25 protein-coding genes are annotated in these 22,438 nt (G+C 70.6%); 24 read left to right on the top strand and 1 reads right to left on the bottom strand.

Translation table 11 applies throughout. The features are described from left to right. The first annotated feature begins 2 nt into the window (after positions 1-2). The 14 genes from ACRAWC_RS07960 to ACRAWC_RS07895 all read left to right on the top strand — a co-directional run bounded on the left by ACRAWC_RS07960 (position 3) and on the right by ACRAWC_RS07895 (position 11,905). Complete coding sequence (locus tag ACRAWC_RS07960; protein WP_431347240.1) at positions 3-797, top strand: TIM barrel protein; 795 nt, start codon at positions 3-5, stop codon at positions 795-797. After that, positions 794-2,347: a GMC oxidoreductase gene (locus ACRAWC_RS07955; protein WP_431347239.1), complete on the top strand. Its 1,554-nt coding sequence runs from the start codon at positions 794-796 to the stop codon at positions 2,345-2,347. The genes ACRAWC_RS07960 and ACRAWC_RS07955 overlap by 4 nt, the downstream gene beginning before the upstream one ends. A 79-nt stretch (positions 2,348-2,426) precedes the next feature. Then, the gene (locus ACRAWC_RS07950) at positions 2,427-2,825 is read left to right on the top strand and encodes a C-glycoside deglycosidase beta subunit domain-containing protein (protein WP_431347238.1); all 399 of its coding nucleotides are present in this window, start codon (positions 2,427-2,429) and stop codon (positions 2,823-2,825) included. After that, a complete protein-coding gene (locus tag ACRAWC_RS07945) occupies positions 2,822-3,958 on the top strand; it encodes a sugar phosphate isomerase/epimerase family protein (protein WP_431347237.1) in 1,137 nt (378 codons plus the stop codon). The genes ACRAWC_RS07950 and ACRAWC_RS07945 overlap by 4 nt, the downstream gene beginning before the upstream one ends. Continuing rightward, entirely contained in the window at positions 3,955-5,001 is a 1,047-nt protein-coding gene (locus tag ACRAWC_RS07940; protein WP_431347236.1) for a sugar phosphate isomerase/epimerase family protein, read from the top strand. The genes ACRAWC_RS07945 and ACRAWC_RS07940 overlap by 4 nt, the downstream gene beginning before the upstream one ends. Before the next feature lie 18 nt (positions 5,002-5,019). After that, positions 5,020-5,805, top strand: coding sequence for a nuclear transport factor 2 family protein (locus tag ACRAWC_RS07935; RefSeq protein ID WP_431347235.1), 786 nt, complete (start codon positions 5,020-5,022; stop codon positions 5,803-5,805). A gap of 9 nt (positions 5,806-5,814) precedes the next feature. Next, entirely contained in the window at positions 5,815-6,231 is a 417-nt protein-coding gene (locus ACRAWC_RS07930; RefSeq protein WP_431347234.1) for a C-glycoside deglycosidase beta subunit domain-containing protein, read from the top strand. Continuing rightward, the gene (locus ACRAWC_RS07925; RefSeq protein ID WP_431347233.1) at positions 6,228-7,409 is read left to right on the top strand and encodes a Gfo/Idh/MocA family protein; all 1,182 of its coding nucleotides are present in this window, start codon (positions 6,228-6,230) and stop codon (positions 7,407-7,409) included. The genes ACRAWC_RS07930 and ACRAWC_RS07925 overlap by 4 nt, the downstream gene beginning before the upstream one ends. An 11-nt stretch (positions 7,410-7,420) precedes the next feature. Continuing rightward, on the top strand, positions 7,421-8,428 hold the full coding sequence (locus ACRAWC_RS07920) for a sugar phosphate isomerase/epimerase family protein (RefSeq protein ID WP_431347232.1): 1,008 nt from the start codon (positions 7,421-7,423) through the stop codon (positions 8,426-8,428). A gap of 5 nt (positions 8,429-8,433) precedes the next feature. Continuing rightward, entirely contained in the window at positions 8,434-9,312 is an 879-nt protein-coding gene (locus tag ACRAWC_RS07915) for a ThuA domain-containing protein (protein ID WP_431347231.1), read from the top strand. 363 nt (positions 9,313-9,675) lie between these two features. Next, positions 9,676-9,981 carry a hypothetical protein gene (locus ACRAWC_RS07910; RefSeq protein ID WP_431347230.1) on the top strand — a complete coding sequence of 102 codons (306 nt, stop codon included), beginning with the start codon at positions 9,676-9,678 and terminating at the stop codon, positions 9,979-9,981. Between the two features lie 128 nt (positions 9,982-10,109). After that, positions 10,110-11,210 carry a hypothetical protein gene (locus ACRAWC_RS07905; protein ID WP_431347229.1) on the top strand — a complete coding sequence of 367 codons (1,101 nt, stop codon included), beginning with the start codon at positions 10,110-10,112 and terminating at the stop codon, positions 11,208-11,210. A gap of 15 nt (positions 11,211-11,225) precedes the next feature. Then, complete coding sequence (locus ACRAWC_RS07900) at positions 11,226-11,573, top strand: hypothetical protein (protein WP_431347228.1); 348 nt, start codon at positions 11,226-11,228, stop codon at positions 11,571-11,573. Continuing rightward, positions 11,570-11,905, top strand: a complete 336-nt coding sequence (locus tag ACRAWC_RS07895; protein WP_431347227.1) for a hypothetical protein — start codon at positions 11,570-11,572, stop codon at positions 11,903-11,905. Before ACRAWC_RS07900 ends, ACRAWC_RS07895 begins: the two co-directional genes overlap by 4 nt. A gap of 24 nt (positions 11,906-11,929) precedes the next feature. Here the strand turns inward: ACRAWC_RS07895 and ACRAWC_RS07890 are convergent, their stop codons facing one another. After that, positions 11,930-13,198 carry an ROK family protein gene (locus ACRAWC_RS07890; RefSeq protein ID WP_431347226.1) on the bottom strand — a complete coding sequence of 423 codons (1,269 nt, stop codon included), beginning with the start codon at positions 13,196-13,198 and terminating at the stop codon, positions 11,930-11,932. Positions 13,199-13,425: 227 nt separating this feature from the next. Between ACRAWC_RS07890 and ACRAWC_RS07885 the strand changes: the two genes are divergently transcribed. The 10 genes from ACRAWC_RS07885 to ACRAWC_RS07840 all read left to right on the top strand — a co-directional run bounded on the left by ACRAWC_RS07885 (position 13,426) and on the right by ACRAWC_RS07840 (position 22,419). Continuing rightward, the gene (locus tag ACRAWC_RS07885) at positions 13,426-14,445 is read left to right on the top strand and encodes a VOC family protein (protein ID WP_431347225.1); all 1,020 of its coding nucleotides are present in this window, start codon (positions 13,426-13,428) and stop codon (positions 14,443-14,445) included. Between the two features lie 2 nt (positions 14,446-14,447). Then, on the top strand, positions 14,448-15,446 hold the full coding sequence (locus ACRAWC_RS07880) for a cyclase family protein (protein WP_431347224.1): 999 nt from the start codon (positions 14,448-14,450) through the stop codon (positions 15,444-15,446). A 45-nt stretch (positions 15,447-15,491) separates the two neighbouring features. After that, the gene (locus ACRAWC_RS07875) at positions 15,492-16,625 is read left to right on the top strand and encodes an FAD-dependent monooxygenase (RefSeq protein ID WP_431347223.1); all 1,134 of its coding nucleotides are present in this window, start codon (positions 15,492-15,494) and stop codon (positions 16,623-16,625) included. After that, the gene (locus ACRAWC_RS07870; protein ID WP_431347222.1) at positions 16,622-17,617 is read left to right on the top strand and encodes a fumarylacetoacetate hydrolase family protein; all 996 of its coding nucleotides are present in this window, start codon (positions 16,622-16,624) and stop codon (positions 17,615-17,617) included. The genes ACRAWC_RS07875 and ACRAWC_RS07870 overlap by 4 nt, the downstream gene beginning before the upstream one ends. Beyond that, positions 17,614-18,408, top strand: a complete 795-nt coding sequence (locus tag ACRAWC_RS07865; RefSeq protein WP_431347221.1) for an SDR family NAD(P)-dependent oxidoreductase — start codon at positions 17,614-17,616, stop codon at positions 18,406-18,408. Before ACRAWC_RS07870 ends, ACRAWC_RS07865 begins: the two co-directional genes overlap by 4 nt. A gap of 11 nt (positions 18,409-18,419) precedes the next feature. Then, a complete protein-coding gene (locus ACRAWC_RS07860) occupies positions 18,420-18,761 on the top strand; it encodes a hypothetical protein (RefSeq protein ID WP_431347220.1) in 342 nt (113 codons plus the stop codon). Between the two features lie 5 nt (positions 18,762-18,766). Next, positions 18,767-19,636, top strand: a complete 870-nt coding sequence (locus ACRAWC_RS07855; RefSeq protein ID WP_431347219.1) for an alpha/beta hydrolase family protein — start codon at positions 18,767-18,769, stop codon at positions 19,634-19,636. A gap of 193 nt (positions 19,637-19,829) precedes the next feature. Beyond that, positions 19,830-20,522: a hypothetical protein gene (locus tag ACRAWC_RS07850; protein ID WP_431347218.1), complete on the top strand. Its 693-nt coding sequence runs from the start codon at positions 19,830-19,832 to the stop codon at positions 20,520-20,522. Next, positions 20,489-20,941, top strand: coding sequence for a hypothetical protein (locus tag ACRAWC_RS07845; protein WP_431347217.1), 453 nt, complete (start codon positions 20,489-20,491; stop codon positions 20,939-20,941). The genes ACRAWC_RS07850 and ACRAWC_RS07845 overlap by 34 nt, the downstream gene beginning before the upstream one ends. A gap of 83 nt (positions 20,942-21,024) precedes the next feature. Further along, a complete protein-coding gene (locus tag ACRAWC_RS07840; protein WP_431347216.1) occupies positions 21,025-22,419 on the top strand; it encodes a glycoside hydrolase family 5 protein in 1,395 nt (464 codons plus the stop codon). Positions 22,420-22,438: the final 19 nt, after the last annotated feature.

The following is a 22,438-nucleotide window of genomic DNA, read 5'->3' as shown; positions in this document are numbered from 1 at the left end:
CCATGTACCAGCTCGCACCCAACATCGAACTGCTCTTCACCGAGGCCGGCGACTACCACGACCGCGTGCGCGCGGCCGCGGCGGCGGGCTTCACCGCCGTGGAGATGTGGGGCCCGACCGGCGTCGACGCCCCCGCGACGCCCAAGGACCTCCCGGCGCTCAAGGCCGCGCTCGAGGAGACCGGCACGACGCTCACCGCCCAGCTCTCCGAGCCGCGCACCCAGTTCATGATCCCGCCGTGGGACCACTCGGAGTTCTACCGCAAGCTGGACGAGGGCGTCGCCATCGCGCACGACCTCGGCTGCCCGCGCATCGTCGTCGGGAGCGGCACGGGCTTCGGCGGCTGGAAGCGCCAGGTCCAGCTCGACAAGCTGATCGAGATCTACCGGACGGCCATCGCCCAGATCGACGGGTCCGGCATCGCGCTCGCGCTGGAGCCGGTCAACGTCCGGGTCGACCACCCGGGCTCACTGCTCGACCGCACGGCGGAGGCGGTCTACGTCGCGCGCGGCGTCGACTCCCCGTTCTTCGGCGTGCTCTACGACATCTACCACTCGGCCGTGGAGGGCGAGGACATGGCGACGGAGCTCGCGAACGCGGGCGGCCTGATCGCCTACGTGCAGCTCGCCGACGCCCCCGGCCGCGGCGAGCCGGGCTCCGGCGACCTCGACTGGGCGGAGCGACTGGGCATCCTGCGGGCGTCCGGCTACGACGGCCCGATCGGGCTCGAGTACTACCCGACCCAGGAGTCCGCGGCCTCCGTCGCGCTCATCCGCGAACTGGCGGCCGCGGCATGAGCCGCTATCCCGCGGCGGTCGACGTCGCGATCGTCGGCAGCGGACCGACCGGCGCAGCCTACGCGCGCATCCTCAGCGAGGAGGCGCCCGGCGCGACGATCGCGCTGTTCGAGGTCGGCCCGACCGTCTCCGACCCGCCCGGAGCGCATGTCAAGAACATCGCGGACGCTGCCGCGCGCGCCGACGCCCAGGAGCGCTCGGAGGGACCGGGAGCCGGCGCCGACACAGTGAACTCGCCCGGCGCGGTCACCGCCGGTCAGCGCCGCGCCCGGCCAGGCACGTACCTGCTGGACGAGGGCTTCCAGGAGCCCGGCGAGGACGGCATGCCCGTCGTCGCCTTCTCCAGCAACGTCGGCGGCATGGGCGCGCACTGGACGGGCGCCTGCCCGCGCCCCGGCGACAGCGAGCGCATCGCGTTCCTGCCCGACCTGGACGCCCTCCTGGACGAGGCCGACCGGTTGCTCGGCGTCACCACCGACGCCTTCGACGGCGCGCCTTTCACGGCGCTGGTCCGCGAGCGCCTCGCGGAGGCCGTGGACGACGGGAGGCCGGCCGCCCGGCGCGTCCAGCGGATGCCGCTCGCCGTGCACCGCCGCGACGACGGCCGGCTGGTCTGGTCGGGGTCCGATGTGGTGTTCGGCGACGCGACCCGCGCCAACGAGCGCTTCGCGCTGTACGACGACTCGCTCGTCACCCGGGTGCTCCTGGAGGACGGCCGGGCCGCGGGGGTCGAAGTCCGCGACCGCCGCACCGGCGAGCCGCACACCGTGCGGGCGCGTTTCGTCGTGGTCGCCGCGGACGCCCTCCGCACGCCGCAGGTGCTCTGGGCCAGCGGCATCCGCCCGGCAGCGCTCGGCCGGATGCTCAACGACCAGACGCAGATCGTCTACGCCACCCGCATCCGGGACGCCGCGACGGTCGCGGCGGCGGACGGCGGGGGAAAGGCCTCCGGAGGCTTCGGCGCGGACGAGATGATCGACGGCTCGATCAGCGAGCAGAGCGGCGTGAGCTGGGTGCCGTACACGGACGCGGTCCCGTTCCACGGCCAGGTCATGCAGCTGGACGCGTCGCCGATCCCGCTGGCCGACGACGACCCGGTCGTGCCCGGCTCGATCGTCGGCCTCGGCCTGTTCTGCGCCAAGGACCTGCAGTGGGACGACCGCGTGGAGTTCAGCGACGACGAGCGCGACTGGTACGGGATGCCGGCCATGCGCATCCACTACCGCCTCACCGACCGCGACCGCGCGGACATCGCGCGCGCGGAGGACGAGATCGTCGCGCTGGCCACGGCCGTCGGCGACCCGATCGGCGACCGGCCGTTCACCATGCCGCTCGGCGCCTCGCTGCACTATCAGGGCAGCGTGCGGATGGGGGAGACGGACGACGGTCGCAGCGTGTGCGGGCCGGACAGCGAGCTGTGGGACGCCCCCGGCGTCTTCGTCGCGGGCAACGGCGTCATCCCGACCTCGACGGCGTGCAATCCGACGCTCACCTCGGTGGCGCTGGCGGTCAAGGGCGCGCGCCGTATCGCTCGGGAGCTGGCCGGCTGAATCGGCGGCGGCTCTTGCCTTTTGCAGTAAATCGACATTAGTGTGTAGAAACACGGAATAAGTAGTCAAGGAGGACTTCGTGATCCCCGATCGCATCATCGAGCAGGGAACGCTCAGGACCACCGGCACGCGTGCCGCGGTGGACGTGCGCATCCCCTGGTACCGTGCGCTCCCGGCGTCCTGCATCGCAGGCGCCTCGCTGTCCATCGACGGCGTGCCCGCTCCGGCCGAGACGCTCCGCTGGGAGCTCAACGGCCAGGAGCGCACCTTCGCGGAGATGAAGGACGACACCGAGTCGTGGTGGTTCCCGCTCGACTCGGCGGTGCTCTCCGGAGACCTGCCGGTCGCGGCAGACGGCCGCGAGCACGAGGTCTCCGTCGACCTCACCGTGTACATCCCGTACATCGTCATCGGCGACGACGAGGTGCTCCACATCGAGGAGCACGACACCAAGACCATGAAGGCGGTGACGGCATGAGCGACGCTGCCACGACCCTCGGATCGCCGATCCAGGGGGTGACCCTCTACAGTTTCACGCGCGCCTTCCACGGTCGCGAATACGACCTCGAGGGCCTGATCCGCAAGGTGGCCGCCGACGGCTACGGCCCGGGCCTGGAGATCATCGGCTTCTCCAGCTTCCGCGGCTTCCCGGCCATCGACGACGCCTTCGCCGGCTGGTTCCGAGACCTCGTCGCCGAGACCGGGCTGGTGCAGACCTCCCTCGCGATCAACGCCGACATCGGCATCCACCGCGACCGGCTGCTGAACCAGGACGAGCTGATCGAGTACATGCGCCGGCAGATCGAGGCGGCCGCGAAGCTGGGCTTCCCGATCGCGCGCGTGCAGATCTCGATCACCCCCGACTCGATGGCCGCGCTCGCCCCGATCGCCGAGCAGTACGGCGTCACCCTCGCGCTGGAGGTGCACGCCGACCAGTACGCGTCGCACCCGCGCATCCTCGCGCTGCGCGACCGCTACGAGGAGGTCGGGTCGCCCTTCCTCGGTTTCACCGCCGACTGGGGAGCCACGACCGTCGGCTTCGCGCCGTCGCTGCTGGAGGCCTACCGCCGCCGCGGCGCCACGGACGAGCTGCTCGGCAAAGTCGTCGACCTGTGGAACGAGTTCTACGAGGCCGGGCCGCCCGCCGACCAGGCCGACCACGGCCAGCGATTCGGCCGCTTCATCGGCCTCGCCGCCCAGAACGGCCGCCCGGACCTCGGCATCGACTTCGGCATCAACGGCACCGGTCTGTTCGGCCCGGCGCGGGTGGACGACTGGCTGGAGATCATGCCGTGGATCAAGCACGTGCACGGCAAGTTCTTCGGAATCGACGAGAACCACGAAGAGCCGTCGGTGCCGGTGCGCGACCTGATCGCGCTGCTGGTGCGGAACGGCTACAACGGCGCGATCTCCAGCGAGTACGAGGGCTGGCACTGGAACTACTGGCAGTCGCCGTTCGAGATCATCCGCGACGAGCAGGCCGTGCAGCGCTCGGCCGCGCAGGACGCGGGCAGCCGGATGGTGACCGACGCCTCAGAGGCGCGCCTTCAGCTCGCCCAATGGCTGCCGAGCACGCAGTGGCTGCCGAGCACCGAGGGAGCACGCGCATGACCGACGACAGCAGCGCGGACGGCATCGCCGGCACCGGCATCGAGCTGGGCACCACGCTCTACTCGATGACGAGCGAGTTCGCCGCCGGCCTCTACACGCCAGAGACCCTGATCGCCGCGGTCGCCGAGAACGGGATCGGCCCGGGCGTCGAGTTCAACATCGCCCAGCTCCTGCGCACCTACCCGGACGTCGACGCCGACTTCGTCACGCTGTGGTTCGACTCGCTGGAGAAGTACGGCCTCGAACCGAGCGCGGTCGGCACCAATCTCGACATGGGCCGCCGCAAGGACCGCGACATGACGCCGGACGAGGAGCACGACTTCCTCGCCCGCCAGCTGAAGACCGCGCACACGCTCGGCTTCAAGCGGGTGGTCATCCGCTCGGCCGGCCGCGAGCTGCTGCGCAGCCTCCTGCCGCTCGCCGAGAAGTACGACCAGCGGCTGGGCTACGAGATCCACGCGCCTCAGGGCCCGAACGACCCCAAGGTGCTCGGCATCCGGGAACTCTACGAAGAGCTCGGCAGCGACCGCCTCGGCTTCACCGCGGACTTCTCCTCGACCATGCACAGCCTGTCGCCGACGCTGCTCGCGCAGCTCGCGAAGATGGGGATGGACGAGAAGCACTTCGCGGTCATGGACGAGATCTGGCACGAGCCGACGCCCATGCACGTGCGCAACCAGAAGTTCGAGGACTACCTCGCCGGCGAGGGCGTCGACCCGGTCGGCTTCGGCCCGTTCACCCGGCTGGCGTTCAACATGCATGGGCTCGTCCCGCCGGAGGAGTGGCTGGACATCATGCCGCAGATCTTCCACGTGCACGCGAAGTTCTACGACATCGATGCAGACGGCCAGGAGCCCGCCATGGAAATCCCGCGCATCGTGCGCCAGTTCGTCCAGGGCGGCTACCGCGGTTACCTCTCCAGCGAGTGGGAGGGCCACGCCTTCCAGGACCTCGGCGAGGCCGACCCGATCGACCTCGTGAAGAAGCAGCACGCGCTCATGCGGCGCACCATCGAGGACGCCGTCGCCGGCGTCCCGGCCTGACCGAAGGAGCTCACGGCCATGTCAGAGACCGTCGCCGAGGCGACCCTGTCCGAGCTCGTCGCCGAGGTCGCGCGCCTGCGCGAGGAGGTCGCGGCCGCTCAGGGCCTCGCCCGCCGCGCCGCCGACCGCGGCGAGATCGAGAACCTGTTCAACCGCTACATGCACCTGCACAACGCCTTCCAGGACGAGCGGATCATCCCGCTCTGGGTGAAGGACGGCACGGAGGGCATCCGCGCCCGGTACACCAACGCCGGGCAGTACACGACCTGGGAGAGCGTCACGCGCTACCACCGGGGCCGTCCATCACCGGAGGGCAAGCTCATCCTGCACGCCACGACCACGCCCGTGATCGAGGTCGCGGGCGACGGTCGGACCGCCAAGGGCGTCTGGATCATGGCCGGCACCGAGTCGGGCCTGACCGACCCGGAGGTCGCCAAGGGCAGCCCCGATTTCATGTACTCGCCCGGCGAGGTGCAGGGCAAGAAGGTCTGGGCGCACTGGGTGTGGTGCAAGTACGCGATCGACTTCCTGCGCCAGGACGGCGAGTGGAGGATCTGGAAGTTCCGCTGCTACGAGCTCGCCCGCGCGCCGTTCGAGGAGAACTGGGTGAGCTTCGGCGAGAAGAACCAGGCCGCCTTCGACCTCGACCTGATGTACTTCGGCGACGACGGCAAGCCGGTCTTCATGCCGCCGGCGGACGAGCCGGTGCCCAGCGAGAACCACCCGTACAGTCCGTCGACCGTGCAGAAGCTGGAGCCGGAGCCCCCGGCGCCGCACGACACATTCGCCGACACGTTCAAATAGGAGGACCCGATGGCCACTCACAACTCCCTGTTCTCCGACAAGGACGTCCGGCGCACCGACGACGGGATCGCCGTCTCGGTGCAGATCCCCTGGTACCGCAGCCTGTGGCTGTCCGCGGTCGACGACGTCGCGGCCACCGTGAACGGCGTCGAGATCCCGCGCGAGGACCTCCGCTTCGAGCTGAACGGCCGCAGCTACCGCGTCGAGGAGCTGCCGGAGCAGTCCGAAACGCTCTGGTTCGTCGCCGACCGGCCGGACGTCGTGATCCCGCTGGGCCACGCGCCTGCGGTGGGCGAGAAGCTCACCGTGGAGGTCGTGCTCACGATGCGCCTGCTCTACATGCAGATCATGCCGGGCGTCGACGGCGGCCCGGGCCGCTACGTCACCAACCGGGTGCCCGTCGAGCGCGAGCTGGTGCTCGCATGAGCCTGCGGGTGGCCATGATCGGCTACGGCTTCATGGGGGCCGCGCACTCGGTCGGCTGGCGGCAGGCGCCGCGGGTGTTCGACCTCCCGGAGGACGTCGAGCTCGCCGTGGTCGTCGGCCGCAACGAGCAGGCCGTGGCGAAGGCCGCGGCCAAGTGGGGCTGGGCCGAGCACGCGACCGACTGGCGCGAGGTGATCGCGCGCGACGACATCGACCTGGTCGACATCGTGACGCCGGGCGACTCGCACGCCGAGATCGCGATCGCCGCCCTCGACGCCGGCAAGCACGTCCTCTGCGAGAAGCCCCTCGCGAACAGCGTCGAGGAGGCCGAGGCGATGGCCGCCTCCGCCGAGCGCGCGGCCGAGCGCGGCGTGCGCGCGATGGTCGGTTTCACCTACCGCCGCGTGCCCGCGGTCTCGCTGCTGCAGGATCTCATCGCGCGCGGCACCATCGGTCGGGTGCAGCAGATCCGGGCCGCCTACCGCCAGGACTGGCTGGTCGACCCCTCCGTCCCGCTCGGCTGGCGGCTTCGGAAGGAGCACGCGGGCTCGGGCGCGCTCGGCGATATCGGTGCGCACATCGTGGACCTGACGCAGTTCGTGACCGGGGAGCGCGTGACGCGTGTGTCCGGGACCGTGGAGACGATCGTCCGGAAGCGCCCGGTGCTGGGTGAACGGTCGGGCTTCACCGGGAGCGCCACGGGCGAACTCGGGGACGTGACCGTGGACGATGCGGCGATCTTCACCGGCAGGCTCGACGGAGGCGCGCTCGTGTCGTTCGAGGCCACCCGCTTCGCGACCGGCCGCAAGAACGCGCTCACCATCGAGGTCTCCGGCACGGACGGCGCGCTCGCGTTCGACGTGGAGCGGCTCAACGAGCTTCGGCACTACGACCGAACGGCACCGGCCGAGCTGCAGGGGTTCACGACCATCCTGGTCACCGAGCCCGAGCATCCGTATGTGTCGGCGTGGTGGCCGCCCGGGCATATGCTCGGCTACGAGCACGGCTTCTCGCACCAGGTCGTCGACTTCGTGACCGCCATCGCGCACGGCACGGAGCTCGACCCGAGCTTCGCGGACGGCCTCGCCGTGCAGCGCGTCCTCGCAGCAGTCGAGGAGAGCGCGGCGAAGGACTCCGCCTGGGTCGCTGTCGAGGCCGCGGTCCCGGCGAACGTGTAGAGGAGACGACGATGACCCGACCGATCACCCTGTTCACCGGCCAGTGGGCCGACCTCCCGTTCGAGGACGTGGCCCGGCTCGCCGGCGAGTGGGGCTACGACGGACTGGAGATCGCCTGCTGGGGCGACCACCTGGACGTGTCCCGCTGGGACGACGACGCCTACGTGCAGTCCCGCCGCGACATCCTGGAGCGCAACGGACTGACGGTGTGGACGATCTCCAACCACCTCGCCGGCCAGGCCGTCTGCGACGACCCGATCGACGAGCGCCACCGCGACATCCTGAACGACCGGGTGTGGGGCGACGGCGACCCCGAGGGCGTGCGGCAGCGCGCGGCCGAGGAGCTGAAGCTCACCGCCCGGATGGCCGCCGCGCTCGGCGTGAAGACCGTGACCGGGTTCACCGGCTCTTCGATCTGGAAGGCAGTCGCGATGTTCCCGCCCGCCTCGGACGAGTGGATCGCCGCGGGCTACCGGGACTTCGCCGACCGCTTCCACCCCATCCTCGACGTGTTCGAGGAGGTGGGGGTGCGGTTCGCCCTGGAGGTGCACCCCTCCGAGATCGCCTACGACTACTGGACCGCGAAGGCGACGCTGGAGGCGATCGGTCACCGGAAGAGCTTCGGGATCAACTTCGACCCGTCGCACTTCATGTGGCAGCAGCTGGACCCGGTGGCGTTCGTGCTCGACTTCGCCTACCACATCTTCCACGTGCACGTCAAGGAGTCGGTCACGAACCTCGACGGCCGCAACGGCGTCCTCGGCTCGCACCTGCCCTGGGCCAACCCGCGCCGCGGCTGGACTTTCGTGTCCACCGCCCACGGCGAGGTGCCGTGGGAGCCGATCTTCCGCGCCCTCAATTTCATCGGCTACACCGGCCCGACGTCGGTCGAGTGGGAGGACGCCGGGATGGACCGCCTGCAAGGAGCGCCGGAGGCCATCGCGTTCGTGCGCGAGCTCAATGCGATCACCCCGCCCGACGCGGCCTTCGACGCCGCGTTCTCGACGAAAGCGGACTGACCACGGTGCCCGACGTCCCTCCGATGCTCAGCGCGCTCATCCTCTCGGGCCACATGACCCGCGAGCATGACAACGAGCACCGCAGCTTCCGCCTCCACAACCAGTGGATCACGACCCTGCTGGAGGACACCGGCCGCTTCCGCGTCCGGGTGGTGGAGGACCCGCGCGGGCTCGGCGCCGGGATCATCGACAAGTACGACGTGGTGATCGTCGTCTTCGAGGGCCGCGACGGCTACCACGAGAAGGCGGTCGGCTTCGGACCGGAGACGGATGCGGCGCTGCTGAAGTTCCTCCGGGACGACGGCAAGGGCATCGTCTGGTTCCACGGCTCGGCCGCGCAGGAGGACGACTGGGGCTACCCCGACGAGTACAACACGATGCGTGGATCGCGCCTGACGGTCGCCGGCGGCCTCCGCCCGCGACCGTGGGGCGAGGCGCAGCTGGACACGGTCGAGCCGCGCCACGCCATCACCGACGGGATCAGCCCGCGCTGGACGGTCACCGGCGACGACATCCTCACCGGCGTGGAGCTCCTCGACGGCGCCCAGGTGCTGCTCACCACGTACGACGACCTGGAGTCCTACGAGAACGCCCCGGTCTGGCCGATGTCGCACTACCCGGTTGCGATCCCGCCCGAGGGCATCGCCGCCCTCCCCGGCATCAACACCGACCAGCCGATCGCCTGGATCAACCAGTACGGCGCCGGCCGCTCCTTCACGATCACGATCGGCCACGACATCGACACTTTTCGCCGCATCGAGTTCATCCGGATGTTCCCGCGCGGCGTGGAGTGGGCGGCGACGGGGGAGGTCGCGCTGAGCGGGCCGGATCGCCGCGGGGAGCGGCGGTTCCTGCCGTGGCCGTACTACGGCGGGGAGGGGTAGGAGCGCCTGCTTTTGAGGGCGTGAATGATCAGGTGATCATTCAGCCGCACACCAGGCCGACGCTCGTCTGAGCCACCGGAGTGCCGGAGCCTCCTGCGCACTCCCGCTGCCGCTGATTGACAGGGACGGCGGGTGCGAAACGATCGCCGATGCCCGCCAACCGAATGCGTGGCCCGCGACCGCATCGCGCTCTTCCCCTCGCCGGCGTCCGGTTGAGTAGAACGATGCGTCTGCTCATGAGGTTCTTCGACGGACGACGCGGGAGGGGGCGCGCATGCGGGTAGTTCGAGCTGTGAGCGCCGTGCTGCTCGCAGCCCCCTGATCGTTGGCCTAACGGCCTGTTCATTGATAGGAGATCGCCTCATGACACCAGACCCCCCAGTCAAAGAACAGCAGCGAGCATCCGCGCTCTACTTCCGCGACAGGTACCGACCGAACGTCGAGAAGGTCCGGTTCACCCGTGACGGCGAGCGGCCTGGGCTCGGGGCGGCGTGGAGCGTCAATGCGATCGCAACAATCGAGGGCAACGACTATTACGTCATCATCGGGCCGGACAGCGGTGTGAGTTGGGTCGGAGGTACCGGCATACCGCCCGAAGCACCGACACCTGCTCCGCACCTCCCGCTGACGGTGACCTACAGCGACGGAACCTCGGAGGTCATCCAGTGACGACCGCCGAGGAGCACATGGGCCTTGCGAACGAGGCATACAAGGTGGACCGGTTGGTGCAAGACCCTCCGCTGGCCAAGGGCGAAGAATTCACTGTCGGCCCCGAAGGGCGCGAGCAGGATTATCGAGTGATCGACACACAGAACCACCCCGCCAACGGCTTCCAGGCCATAGCGGTCGCGCCGCTCGTTGACGGTATCCCTGACCTCTCCCACATCGTGGTGTCGTACGCGGGCACGAATCCGAATCACCGGGCCGACCTCGTCGAGGATGTCATGACGATCGTCGGCGGCACGCAGGGTCCGCTGAGTCAGGTCGTCGATGCTCAGCGGTTCGCGGATCGGGTGAGGGAGGCGCATCCCGGCTCGTCCATTTCGACCGTCGGGCATTCGCTGGGCGGCTTCCTCGCCCTGCTCGTGGCCGCGGAGCACGGCTGGGACGCGACGACGTTCAACGGGCCGGACCCGTGGGAGTGGTTGTCGCCGGAGGCGAAGGAGCGGCTGGAGGCCGACAGGAACGCGGGCCGCCAGCGGCTTCACAACTACGTGAACGAGTGGGACGTGATCGGCAACCTCTACGCCCACCGCACGGGCGCTGCCGATTTCGTGACCGACACGCAGGGCCGCCACGAATTGGACTATCACAACATCGGAAAGGACGGAGCCTTCACGTTGGATCCGCATGGTTCGATTGAGGGAGCAGGGGCCAAAGGTCGCCCCCTCGAGGACATCCTCGGGAACCTGGTGGACACGGTCGTCCCCGGGACGGCCGAGGCCGTCTCTCCTCTGCTGCTGGGGCTGGCGGGCATCACGCGCAATCCGGCGGCGATGAAGTCGCTGGCGAAGAACGCGTCCGGGGCTCTGGTGGCGGTCAACTCCGTCGCCGCCTTCGGCCTCGCGGCGAGCATCGGCGGCACCGCGACCGCACTGAGGGAGATCAAGTCGGCGAACGGCCGGATCATCTCGCGGATGGAGGGCGGATTGCTGGACGCGAAGAACGCCGCCGCCCTCCTGCCGACGATCACCGCCCACGACGTCGAGCGCTGCATCGATCGGCACCGCTTGCGCGTCCACCAGAACGTCGACAAGGACGCCGTGCGGGCCGTCGACGAGCGGGTGGACCGCCACATCGAGCGGGTCGGTCAGCTCAGCGAGGGCATCTCCCAAACAGTGCGCAACACCCTGGCGCAGGACGCGCAGTGGGCTCTCACCTTCGGACTGGGCGGGTAGATAAGGAGTATCATCATGGATCCCGCAGACTTCTTGCAGGAGCTTTTCGACGGCCTCGACCGGGAGATGCAGACCGGTGTCCAAGAGGTCCAGGACTGGATCGAGGCCCAAGTCCACGGCGCAGCGGTGCAGCTTCTGGACAGCCTGATGCCGCCGATCGTCCACGCCAACAACGCCGCGGTGAAGATCAGCGAGTCCGCGATCGTGGTTCCGGCGAGCACCGGCATCGGGGTCACCCTCGGCACTGCGGACCTCGGCAACACCGTTCTCGCGGGCGCCGTCGCGGACACGGTGCAGCGCGGCCTCGACGAGCTGAAGTCGCAGAGCGACTATGCCGAGGGGGTGAACAGCATCGCATGGTGACCTATCGATCGCTGGCAGAGCTGGAGGACGCCCAGGACCAGGAGCGCAGAACCGCACGGCTGAGAATAGAGTCGGCCGACCAATACCTCGGCCTCTACCGCTCCAGAATGTTCCAGGTGCGTGAAAGCTTCTACACTCTCGGCGCGCGCGAGGGCGTGGCCGACGACCCCGGATTCCGGCAGGAACTCCAGCGCGTCTCGGACACCGCCGACGAGAATGTCGCGTACGCAGGCCGCAAGATCGCCGAGCTGGACGACGAGTATTACGCCATGCTCAGGGAGCACGACGAGCAGCGGGACCGATTCCTCGCCGAGCGCGACGACACCGGCTGACACCGCTCGAACAGGAGGCCACCGTCAGGCGGCGACCCCCTTCACGCCGTCGATCGTCGGCCGCCCATCCGCGAACCAGCGCGGGAACGTCACCTCGAACAGCTCCTCGATCGCCAGCTCCGCACCTCCGCGCAACGGCTCCCGTTCGTCCCCGATCGAGCGCACGATCGACAGGTCCCGCGTCGCCAACGGCAGCGACAGCTCGTACACCCGCTGCCGCACCTCGGCGAGGAAGATCTCGCCCGCCGCCGACACCGCACCGCCCACGACGATCACGCCCGGGTTGAACATGTTGACCAGAGCCGCGATCGACTCCCCGATGAGGCGGGCCGAGCGCTGAACCAGGGAGATCGCGAGCGCGTCGCCGTCCTGCGCGGCGATCGACACCGCCTCCGGGGTGATCGTCTCGCCCCGCTCGACCAACCCGGCGAGGATGCCGCCCGCCCCCTCGTCGAGCGCGAGCTGCGCGTCGCGCATGATCGCCCAGCCCGAGGCCTCCGCCTCCAGGCAGCCGACCTTGCCGCAGCGGCACACCGCCGTGGAGTCGCGCACCCGGACGTGGCCGATGTCGCCGGCCGCCCCGTTCGCGCCGCGGTGGATGCGGCCGTGGGAGACCAGGCCGGCGCCGATGCCGCTGCCGACCTTGCAGTAGATCAGGTCCACGTTGTCGTCGCGGCGGTGGCTGCGCTCCGTCAAGGCCAGCAGGTTCACGTCGTTGTCGACCCACACCGGCGCCTCGAAGCGCTGCTCGAACCGGCGGCGCACGTCGAAGCCGTTCCACCCCGGCATGATGGGCGGCGCGACCGGGGAACCGGTCTCGAAGTCGACGGGGCCCGGCACGCCGACCGCCACCGCCCAGATCGGTCGCGGCTCCTGCGCCGCCAGGAGCTCGTCGATCATCTCGAGCGCGCGGTCGATGGTCTCCGCGGGGCCGCGGCCGATGTCCCAGGCGCAGTGCGCCTCGGCCTGCACCTCGCCATCGAGGGAGGCCAGGCCGACCCGGATGTGGAGGGCGCCGAGCGCGCAGATCACGACGGTGCCCTGGTCGGAGCGGAAGCGGAGGGTGCGCGGGGCCCGACCGCCGGACGACGGGCCGTAGTCGCCGTCCTCCAGGAAGCCCATCTCGATCGCGGCATCGACCCGCTGGGCCACGACCCCGCGGCCGAGTCCGGTCAGCCGGCCGATCTCGGGGCGGGTGTCGGCCTCCCCGGTGCGGACGAGGTTCACCACGCGCAGCAGGCTCATGACCTCGTCGGTCTGCGCGCCGAATCGGAGTGCGGAATCCCTAGCCATGCTTGATTCTGACACAAGCTCAGCCGGTAACGGGTAGAACGAGACACTACTTGAGCCCTCCAGAAAGCCAGCTTGCGTCGCACAACGACCGAAGATCGAGCGATGCGGACCTAGGAAATCAGTCTCATCGATTCCCGGCATAGCCGATACGCGGTTCCCTGATCCTGGCGCGATCTCGATAGTAGAGACCGGGCAATCACATTCGCCCTGTCTGGAAAGGATCAAGGATGATCAAGCTTCTCTCCCACCTGTCGTATGTGGAGATCACGTCCCCGGATGTCGAGGCGTCCGTGAAGTTCTACGAGGAACACGTCGGGCTCACCGTGGTCGACCGCATCGACGGGTCGGTGTATCTCCGCTGCTGGGGCGACTACTACGCGTACTCTCTCGTGGTCTCGCCGGGCCCGCAGCCGTCCCTCGTGACGATGGCCTGGCGCACCTCCAGCGCGGAGGCGCTCGAGGAGGCCGCCGCCCGCCTGGAGGCCGCCGGCGTCCAGGGCGAGTGGATCGACGACCTCCACGCGATCGGCCGGGCCTACCGTTTCACCGGCCCGTGGGGTCACTCGATGACCCTGCACTGGGACGTCACCCGCCACCAGGCGCCGGGCCACGTCGCGTCGATCTACCCGGACCGCCCGCAGAAGCGCAGCAAGGTCGCCGGTGCCCCGCGCCAGCTCGACCACGTGACCATCGCGACCAGCGACGTGGACGCGTTCGCGCAGTGGTACAACGACGTGCTCGGCTTCCGAATCATGGCCCGCACCGTCCTCGACGAGGCGCCGATCTCGATCTTCTCCGTGCTCACCACCAACGAGAAGTCGCACGACCTCGGGGTCGTCCTCGACGGCTCCACCGCAGCGGGCCGCGTCAACCACTACGCGTTCTGGGTCGACACCTACGAGGAACTGCTGATCGCGGCGGACACCCTGATGGAGAACGGCGTCCCGATCGAGTACGGTCCCTCCATCCACGGCATCGGCGAGCAGACCTTCCTCTACTACCGCGAGCCGTCCAGCCTCCGCATCGAGCTGAACACCGGCGGCTACCGCAACTACGTGCCGGACTGGCAGCCCAACACCTGGAAGCCGTCGCTCGGGTCGAGCAACTTCTACCGCAACGGCGCCATGCCGATGTCGATGACGGAGTCCTTCCCGCCCGCGGACGGCCCGAGCGCGACCGAGGAGGGCGTGCCGGACGAGATCAAGGAGGCGCTGCTCAACCCGTACGCCGTCCAGGGCCGCGGCTGACCATGACGCAGCCGAGCGAGCATCCGGCGGACCTGGACCGGCTCGACCCGGAAGCGGAGATCGCCTCCCGGGCCGAGGCCTACCGCAACTGGGGACGCTGGGGCGAGGACGACGTGCTGGGCACGCTCAACTTCATCGACGAGTCCGCGCGGACGAGGGCGGCCGCCCTCGTCCGCGAGGGCGTCGCGGTGTCGCTGTCGCAGTCCTTCGACATGAACGGTCCCCAGAAGGGCTGGCGCCGACGCACGAACCCGGTGCACACGATGCTGGACACCGGCACGGACGCCGAGCGCGGCAACCAGGGCTTCCCGCACGGCCTCGGCGGCGCGGACGACGTGATCGCGATGCCGCTGCAGTGCTCCACGCAGTGGGACGGCCTCGGCCACATCTTCGACCACGGCTACGCCTGGAACGGCCGACGCGCGGGCGATGTCGTGACGAGCGACGGCGACCTGGTGACCGGGATCGAGCACGCCGCGTCGGTCATCGTCTCCCGGGGCGTGCTGCTCGACCTCGGGCGGCACCTCCGTCCGCAGACCGGGGAGCTGGAGGACGGCTACGCGATCACCGCCGACGACCTCCGCTCGTGCGTGGAGGCTCAGGGTGCGACGAGCAGCGTCGGCACCGGCGACATCGTCCTGGTCCGCACCGGCCAGCTCGCACGCGTCCGGCGCGACGGCTGGGGCGAGTACGCGGGCGGCCCGGCCCCCGGGCTCTCGCTGACCACCGCCGGCTGGCTGCACGACACCGAGATCGCCGCCATCGCCACCGACACCTGGGGATTCGAGGTGCGGCCGAACGAGTTCGACGTGCCCGCCTTCCAGCCGCTGCACCAGGTCGTCATCCCGAACCTCGGCCTCACCATCGGCGAGATGTGGGACCTGGAGGAGCTGGCGACCGAATGCCGGCGGCTCGGGAGATACGATTTCCTCCTCTCGGCGCCGCCGCTGCCGATCACGGCGGCCGTCGGGTCGCCGATCAACCCCATCGCGCTGCTGTAGCAGTCCCGCGCGCAGCACGCACCCGCAGAACAGAGAGGTTCTCCCATGACCGCCGTCAGCAAGGTCGCGATCGCCGGAAGCGGTGTCGCCGGTCTGGCCACCGCCATCCGGCTCGCGCAGGCCGGAGTCCAGGTCGACGTCTTCGAGTCCAAGCCGGAGCTGAGCGCTCTCGGCTCCGGAATCACCCTGCAGGGCAACGCACTGCGCGCGTTCGGGGAGCTCGGCGTCTGGGACGACGTGCAGGCGAAGGGCTACTTCTTCGAGGGCCTCACGCTCCGGGCCCCCGGGCCGGACGCCCCGGTCGTCGCCGAGCTGCCCGAGGTGAAGACCGGCGGCCCGGACTACCCGGCGACCGGTGGGATGTACCGACCCGACCTCGCGCGTATCCTGCTCGACCACGCCGAGGCGGCGGGTGCGACGGTCCGCTTCGGTGCGAAGGTCACCGGCGTCTCGGAGACGGGCGACGGCGTGACTCTGGAGGTCGACGGCGTTCCGGCCGGCACGTACGACCTGCTGGTCGGCGCGGACGGCCTCAACTCGGCCGTGCGCGAGCTGATCGGCATCGAGACCAGGCCGCAGCCGACCGGCATGGGTATCTGGCGGTCGTTCGTCTCGCGCCCGGCCTCCGTCGAGCGCAGCGAGCTGTACTACGGCGGCCCGGTCTACATCGCGGGCTACACGCCCACCGGCGAGGACAGCATGTACGCGTTCCTGGTCGAGCCGGCGCAGGAGCGCGTCGGGCTCACCGACGAGGAGGCGGTGACGATCATGCTGGAGGAGTCGCAGGCCTACGGCGGCCCCTGGAACGACATCCGCGCCGACCTGAAGGCGGGCGCCCACGTCAACTACACCTGGTTCACCCAGCACGTCGTCCCCGCGCCGTGGAACCGCGGGCGGTCGGTCGTCATCGGCGACGCCGCGCACAGCTGCCCGCCGACGATCGCGCAGGGAGCGGCGCAGGCGCTGGAGGACGCGCTCGTGCTCACCGAGTTGCTGATCGCCGCCGACACCGTCGACGACGCGCTGTGGGACGCCTTCCACACCCGCCGCGTCGCCCGCGCCCAGGCCGTGGTGGACGCATCGGTGCAGCTCGGGCAGTGGCAGATCGACCACGACCGGGAGGCCGACGCACCCGGCCTCATCTTCGGGATCGCGCACCGGATGGCGGAGCCGGCATGAGGATCGCCCGGTGGAGCACGGCGCAGGGTGGCACCGTCGGCGAGGGGTTCGTCATCGGCGACCGGGTCGTCCCGTTCCCCGACGGCCGGACCGTCTCCGAGGTGCTCGCGCGCGGCCTGGCGGACGCGCACCGTCTCTTCGACCGCGCGCACGGCGAGGACGGCACTGCGCTCGCCGACGTCCGCCTGCTCGCTCCGCTCGCACCGGCCGCGATCCGCGACTTCGTCGCCTTCGAGGAGCACGTGGAGGGCGTCAGCGCCTCGGTCGACGGCACGAGCGAGGTGGTGCCCGAGTGGTACCAGGCGCCGACGTTCTACTTCACCAACCCGCACACCGTGCTGGGACCCGGCGAGGCCGTGCGGCCTCCCGTCACCGCGCGCCTCGACTTCGAGCTGGAGGTCGCGGCCGTCATCGGCGGCGTCCCCGGGCTGGACGGCGCGAACCTGACCCCGGAGGACGCCGCTTCGGCGATCTTCGGCTACACGGTCATGAACGACTGGTCGGCCCGCGACCTCCAGTCGCGCGAGATGAAGGTGCGGCTCGGCCCGGTGAAGGGCAAGGACTTCGGCACGAGCCTCGGACCGTGGATCGTGACCGCCGACGAGCTCGAGCCGTACCTGGACGGCGACGGCTTCCTCGCCGTCCGTGCCGAGGTCTTCGTCAACGACGAGCGGATCGGGCACGACCTCGTCTCGAACATGGGCTGGCCGTTCCCCGAGCTGATCGCGTACGCCTCCCGCAACTCCCGTGTGGTGCCGGGCGACGTCCTCGGCTCGGGGACGATCGGCAACGGCGGCTGCCTCGGCGAGCTGTGGGGCCGGCGTGGCGAGCTCGCGCCGCCTCCGCTGGCGGAGGGTGACACGGTACGGATGGTCGTCGAAGGCATCGGCGAGCTGGTCGGCCCGGTCGGCGCCCCCGTGAGCGCGCCGGAGCTGCCGCCCGCGCGGGTGCGCTCGCGCGCCAGAACCCGGGAAGACCGGGTCGCGCTGTGAGCTCTGCGTCGGCCGGCGGCCTGACCGCCGGGATCGCCGGCGCGACCGTCGTCGTCACCGGCGCGGCGCGCGGCCAGGGCGCCGCGGAGGCCGGTCTGCTGGCGTCGCTCGGCGCGACCGTGATCGCGACCGACGTGGTCGACCCTGACGACGCGCTCGCCCAGGGAGTCGAGTTCCGCCATCTCGACGTGACCGACGAGGACGCCTGGGCGGCGCTCGCCGCGGACGTCGAGGTCGCTCTCGCGGGAGCGCCCCTGCGCGGGCTGATCAACAACGCCGGCGTCACCCACCGCGCGGGCATCGCAGCAACGGACCGCGCCGACTGGGACCGCGTGCTCGCGATCAACCTCACCGGCCCCATGCTCGGGATGCGCGCGCTCGCGCCGCTCATGTGCGCGGGCTCCTCGATCGTCAACGTCGGCTCGGTCGCCGGGCTGACCGGCCACTACACCGCCGCGTACACGGCGTCCAAGTGGGGGCTGCGCGGCCTCTCCCGGGTCGCCGCCGCCGAGTACGGGCCGCGCGGCATCCGGGTCAACACCATCCATCCCGGTTTCATCGAGACCGGCATGACCGCCACTGCCCCGGCGGCGATGCGGGACGCACAGCTCGAACTGACGCCGCTCGAACGGCTCGGAAGCACCGCGGACGTCGCCGGCGTCGCCGCGTTCCTGCTCTCGGACGCCGCCGGCTACCTCACCGGCGTCGACCTCCCCGTAGACGGCGGTTTCGCGTCCTCCGCCGGCGCCAAGCACCTCGCCGACCGCATCGCGCGCGGCGCGACGACCTAAGGAGTCCTCCCGTGTTCATGTACTTCCCGACCAACTACGTGTGGAGCCTCGCCGTCGTCGCGACGCTCAACAACGGAGGCTTCATCGACGAGGTGGACCGCGCGTGCAAGCCGGTGCTGCTCGCCTCCCAGAACGGCGACGACGCCGGCACCGCCGAGCTCTACGCCGCCTGGGCCGCCGTCGCCGACCGACTGGTCGCCAAGGCCGCGGACGACGAGGCCGCCGGCCGCCGGATCGGCGCGGGGAGACCTACTACCGCGCGTCGCTCTACACCTCCCAGGCCGAGCGCCTGCAGTCGCCGCGGTGGGAGGGCCGCAACGCCGCCTACCAGAAGTCGATCGACCTGCTGCTGAAGCACGTGGAGCTGAGCCGCATCCCGCTGACCCGCGTGGAGGTCCCGTACGAGGGCTCGTCGCTGCCCGGCTACTTCTACCGCGCTCCCGGCGACGGCCCGCATCCCGTGGTCATCCAGTGGAACGGCCTCGACTCGACCAAGGAGATGATGTACTACTCCGGCTTCCCGCGGATGCTCGCGGAGCGCGGCATCTCCACGCTGATGATCGACACCCCCGGCTCCGGCGAGGCCCTCCGCCTGCGCGGCCTCACGGCTCGCCACGACACCGAGGTGTGGGCGGCCGCGATCGTGGACTGGATCGAGGCGAACGCCGCCGAGCTGGGCGCCGACCCGGACCGCGTCGGCATCGTCGGCTGGTCGCTCGGCGGCTACTACGCGCCGCGCGCCGCCGCCTTCGAGAAGCGGCTGAAGCTCGCCGTCGCCTGGGGCGCCAACCACGACTGGGCCGCCGTGCAGGAAGCGCGCCGCAACCGCGAGGGCGAGAACCCGGTGCCGCACTACTGGGACCACGTCTTCTGGGTGTGGGGCGTCGACTCGATGGAGACCTTCATCCAGAAGACGGCGGGCATGCACCTGAACGGTGTCGCTGAGCAGATCACTGTGCCGTTGCTGATCACCCACGGAGCGGGCGACCGGCAGATCCCGGTCCGCTACGCCCACGAGACGTACGACCAGGCGGTGAACAGCCCGCGCCGCGAGCTGCGCGTCTTCGACGACCCGGAGGGCGGCACCGAGCACATCTCGATCGACAACATGCCGTACGTCGCGGGGATCATCGCCGACTGGATCGCCGAGACGTTCGCCGCCGTGGACGGCTCAGAGGTGTCAGGCCAGGCAGCGACTCTGCACCCCGTAGAAAGGTCGGGCCCCTAGCGTCGCGTCGTGTCGCAGGGCGCTCGGTCGTGAACCCGTCCGAGCGCCCCGCGGTCGCCGCCCAACTGGGATGGCGCCGACACCGGAGAGAGTTCGGGCGACCGCGATCATGACGTGTGGCGCCCAGTTCGGCTACGCCTTCCCCGCGCGCGGGGCGCCTGCGAGAAACCGCTTTCTCGTATAGGGTGGCACCGTGCTACAGGAGACGCGACGCGGCGAGACGGCGACGGCTGACACGGTCGACCGGGCCACTGAGTTGGACGTGAAGCTCGCGCGCGTGCGGGAGCTTCTGCGGCTTCGCGGGGCCTCTGCGATCGCCCTGTCGTCGCGCGAGAGCCTGGCCTGGCTGCTGGGAGGCGCCCGGGTCACGGTTCCGACCAACGGCGACCCGGTGCTCAGCGCGGTGGTCGCGGAGGATGCGCTGACACTCCACATCTTCTCCAACGAACGCGACCGGTTGGTCGGGGAGGAGCTCCCGGACGCGCACACCGCGACGGTGGTCGACCATCCGTGGTTCGCGCCGCTTCCTGGCGTCGGCAGCGCCGGTGCGGCGGCGCTCGACGCAGGGACGCTGCACGAGACCGACGCGAGCGCGGAGCTGCGGGCCATCCGCGCCCGCCTGCTCCCGGTCGAGGCGGACCGCTACCGTCGGCTGGGCGCCGAGACCGCCGCTGCGGTCACGCGCGTCGCCCGGACTGTCCGGCCCGGCGACACCGAGCAGGCGCTGGCCGCCGCGTTGTCGCACGAGCTGATCGGGCTCGGCGCCGAGCCGATCGTGCTGCTCGTCGCCGGCGAGGGCCGCCTCGACCTCCGCCACCCCTGCCGACCCGGGCGCGACTCGGGCGGCGCGCGATGCTCGTCGTGGGTGCACGCCGGCAGGGGCTGATCGTGAACCTCACCCGCTGGATCGGCGCCGAACCGGACTCCGAGGGAGTCGGCGCGCGGCTGCTCCAGGTGGAGGCCGACGCCTTCGCCGCGACCCGGCCCGGGCGGTCGCTCGCCGACGTGCTCGCGGACATCGCGGCCTCCTACCTCGAGCACGACTTCGACGCGGACGAGTGGCTGCGCCACCACCAGGGCGGCCCGACCGGCTATGCGGGACGCGACCCCCGGGCGACGCCGACGGCCCGCGACCGCGTGGTCCGGGGCCAGGCCTTCGCCTGGAATCCCAGCGCACCGCGCGCTAAGGCCGAGGACACCGTGCTCGTCGGCGACGGCCTCCCGGAGATCCTGACCACCGACCCCGCGTGGCCGTCGCGCGTCGTACGCGGGCTCGCCCGGCCGGAGGCGCTCCCGTTCGCGTGAGCCCGACGCCGAGAGACCGCGCAACGCCGGCAGACCGCCCGACGCCACCAGCCCACCCGACGATGCCGGAACGGAGCACCGCCATGACAGACCTCACCTTCCTCCGCGTCCGCGGCGCCGACCTCGTGGACGAGCACGACCGCGTCGTGCGCCTCGCCGGCGTCGGCCTCGGCGGCTGGATGAACATGGAGAACTTCATCAGCGGCTACCCGGGCAACGAGGAGCGCATCCGCCGCCTGATGCTCGACCGGATGGGAGCCGAGGCGTACGAGGCGTTCTTCGACGAGTACCTCGACGGCTTCTTCGCGGACGAGGATGCCGTGTTCCTCGCCGAGGTCGGCATCGACAGCGTGCGCATCCCGTTCAACTACCGGCACTTCGAGGACGACGCGCGGCCGTTCGTGCTGAAGGAGGAGGGCTTCCGCCGGCTCGACCGGGTGGTCTCGCTGCTCGCCCGGCACGGCATCCGCTCCATCCTCGACCTGCACGCACTGCCTGGCAGGCAGAACCAGCACTGGCACAGCGACAACCCGACCCATATCGCAGAGTTCTGGAACCACCCGCACTTCCAGGATCGCGTGGTCAACCTGTGGGAGGCGCTCGCCGACCGCTTCAAGGACCGCCCGGAGGTCGCCGGCTACAACCCCATCAACGAGCCGTCCGACCCGAGCGGGGAGGTGCTGCTGCCGTTCTACGAGCGGCTGGAGCGCGCGATCCGCGCCATCGACCGCCGCCATGTGCTGTTTCTCGACGGCAATAAGTACTCCACCGATTTCTCGCTGTTCGACCTCCGGTCCGAGCCGCTGCCGAACGCGGTCTACACCGCACACGACTACGCGCTCCCCGGAATCACGAGCGCGTCGGAGTACCCGGGAGTCACCCGCGGCGAGTACTTCGACCGCGGCGTGGTCGAGCAGACGTTCCTGCGCCGCACGGAGTACATGCGCCGCACCGGCACGCCGATCTGGATCGGGGAGTTCGGTCCGGTGTACCCGTCGCGTGCCACGACCGAGCCGTGGCGCCTGCGGCTGCTGCGCGACCAGCTCGAGATCTACCGCGACCACGGGGCGAGCTGGGCGCTGTGGACGTACAAGGACATCGGGCTCCAGGGTCTGGTCAGCGCGGCGGAGGACAGCGCCTACCTGGAGCTGGTCCGTCCGGAGCTGGAGACGAAGGCGCGTCTCGGCGTGGACTCGTGGGGTGGCTCTGACGCGGGGGTGCGCGACGTGCTCGACCCGGTCGACGCGGTGTTCGACCGCGAGTTCCCCGGCTACGCGCCGTACCCGTGGGGACGCCAGCCGCACATCGCCGTGCTGGTGCGGCACATCCTGCTGGCCGAGCCGCTCGCGGAGCGGTTCGCCGACCGCTTCCGCGGCGTCGACCCGGAACGCGCGCGGGAGCTCGCCCGCGCCTTCCGGTTCGGGAACGCCGTGCAGCGCGGCCCGCTGGTCGACACCATCCGCGAGCACCTGCGCTGACGGAGCCCCTCCGACCGAC

Source organism: Leifsonia sp. L25 (assembly GCF_050632895.1).
Note: the sequence above shows the minus strand (reverse complement) of the source record. Positions and strands in the feature narration are given on the sequence as shown.

Coding starts and splice junctions, on each gene's coding strand:
- ACRAWC_RS07880 (WP_431347224.1), top strand. CDS start 14,448: ATGACGCAGCCGAGCGAGCATCCGGCGGACCTGGACCGGCTCGACCCG.
- ACRAWC_RS07910 (WP_431347230.1), top strand. CDS start 9,676: ATGACACCAGACCCCCCAGTCAAAGAACAGCAGCGAGCATCCGCGCTC.
- ACRAWC_RS07930 (WP_431347234.1), top strand. CDS start 5,815: ATGGCCACTCACAACTCCCTGTTCTCCGACAAGGACGTCCGGCGCACC.
- ACRAWC_RS07935 (WP_431347235.1), top strand. CDS start 5,020: ATGTCAGAGACCGTCGCCGAGGCGACCCTGTCCGAGCTCGTCGCCGAG.
- ACRAWC_RS07885 (WP_431347225.1), top strand. CDS start 13,426: ATGATCAAGCTTCTCTCCCACCTGTCGTATGTGGAGATCACGTCCCCG.
- ACRAWC_RS07945 (WP_431347237.1), top strand. CDS start 2,822: ATGAGCGACGCTGCCACGACCCTCGGATCGCCGATCCAGGGGGTGACC.
- ACRAWC_RS07960 (WP_431347240.1), top strand. CDS start 3: ATGTACCAGCTCGCACCCAACATCGAACTGCTCTTCACCGAGGCCGGC.
- ACRAWC_RS07925 (WP_431347233.1), top strand. CDS start 6,228: ATGAGCCTGCGGGTGGCCATGATCGGCTACGGCTTCATGGGGGCCGCG.
- ACRAWC_RS07875 (WP_431347223.1), top strand. CDS start 15,492: ATGACCGCCGTCAGCAAGGTCGCGATCGCCGGAAGCGGTGTCGCCGGT.
- ACRAWC_RS07845 (WP_431347217.1), top strand. CDS start 20,489: ATGCTCGTCGTGGGTGCACGCCGGCAGGGGCTGATCGTGAACCTCACC.
- ACRAWC_RS07870 (WP_431347222.1), top strand. CDS start 16,622: ATGAGGATCGCCCGGTGGAGCACGGCGCAGGGTGGCACCGTCGGCGAG.
- ACRAWC_RS07890 (WP_431347226.1), bottom strand. CDS start 13,198: ATGGCTAGGGATTCCGCACTCCGATTCGGCGCGCAGACCGACGAGGTC.
- ACRAWC_RS07940 (WP_431347236.1), top strand. CDS start 3,955: ATGACCGACGACAGCAGCGCGGACGGCATCGCCGGCACCGGCATCGAG.
- ACRAWC_RS07840 (WP_431347216.1), top strand. CDS start 21,025: ATGACAGACCTCACCTTCCTCCGCGTCCGCGGCGCCGACCTCGTGGAC.
- ACRAWC_RS07920 (WP_431347232.1), top strand. CDS start 7,421: ATGACCCGACCGATCACCCTGTTCACCGGCCAGTGGGCCGACCTCCCG.
- ACRAWC_RS07900 (WP_431347228.1), top strand. CDS start 11,226: ATGGATCCCGCAGACTTCTTGCAGGAGCTTTTCGACGGCCTCGACCGG.
- ACRAWC_RS07955 (WP_431347239.1), top strand. CDS start 794: ATGAGCCGCTATCCCGCGGCGGTCGACGTCGCGATCGTCGGCAGCGGA.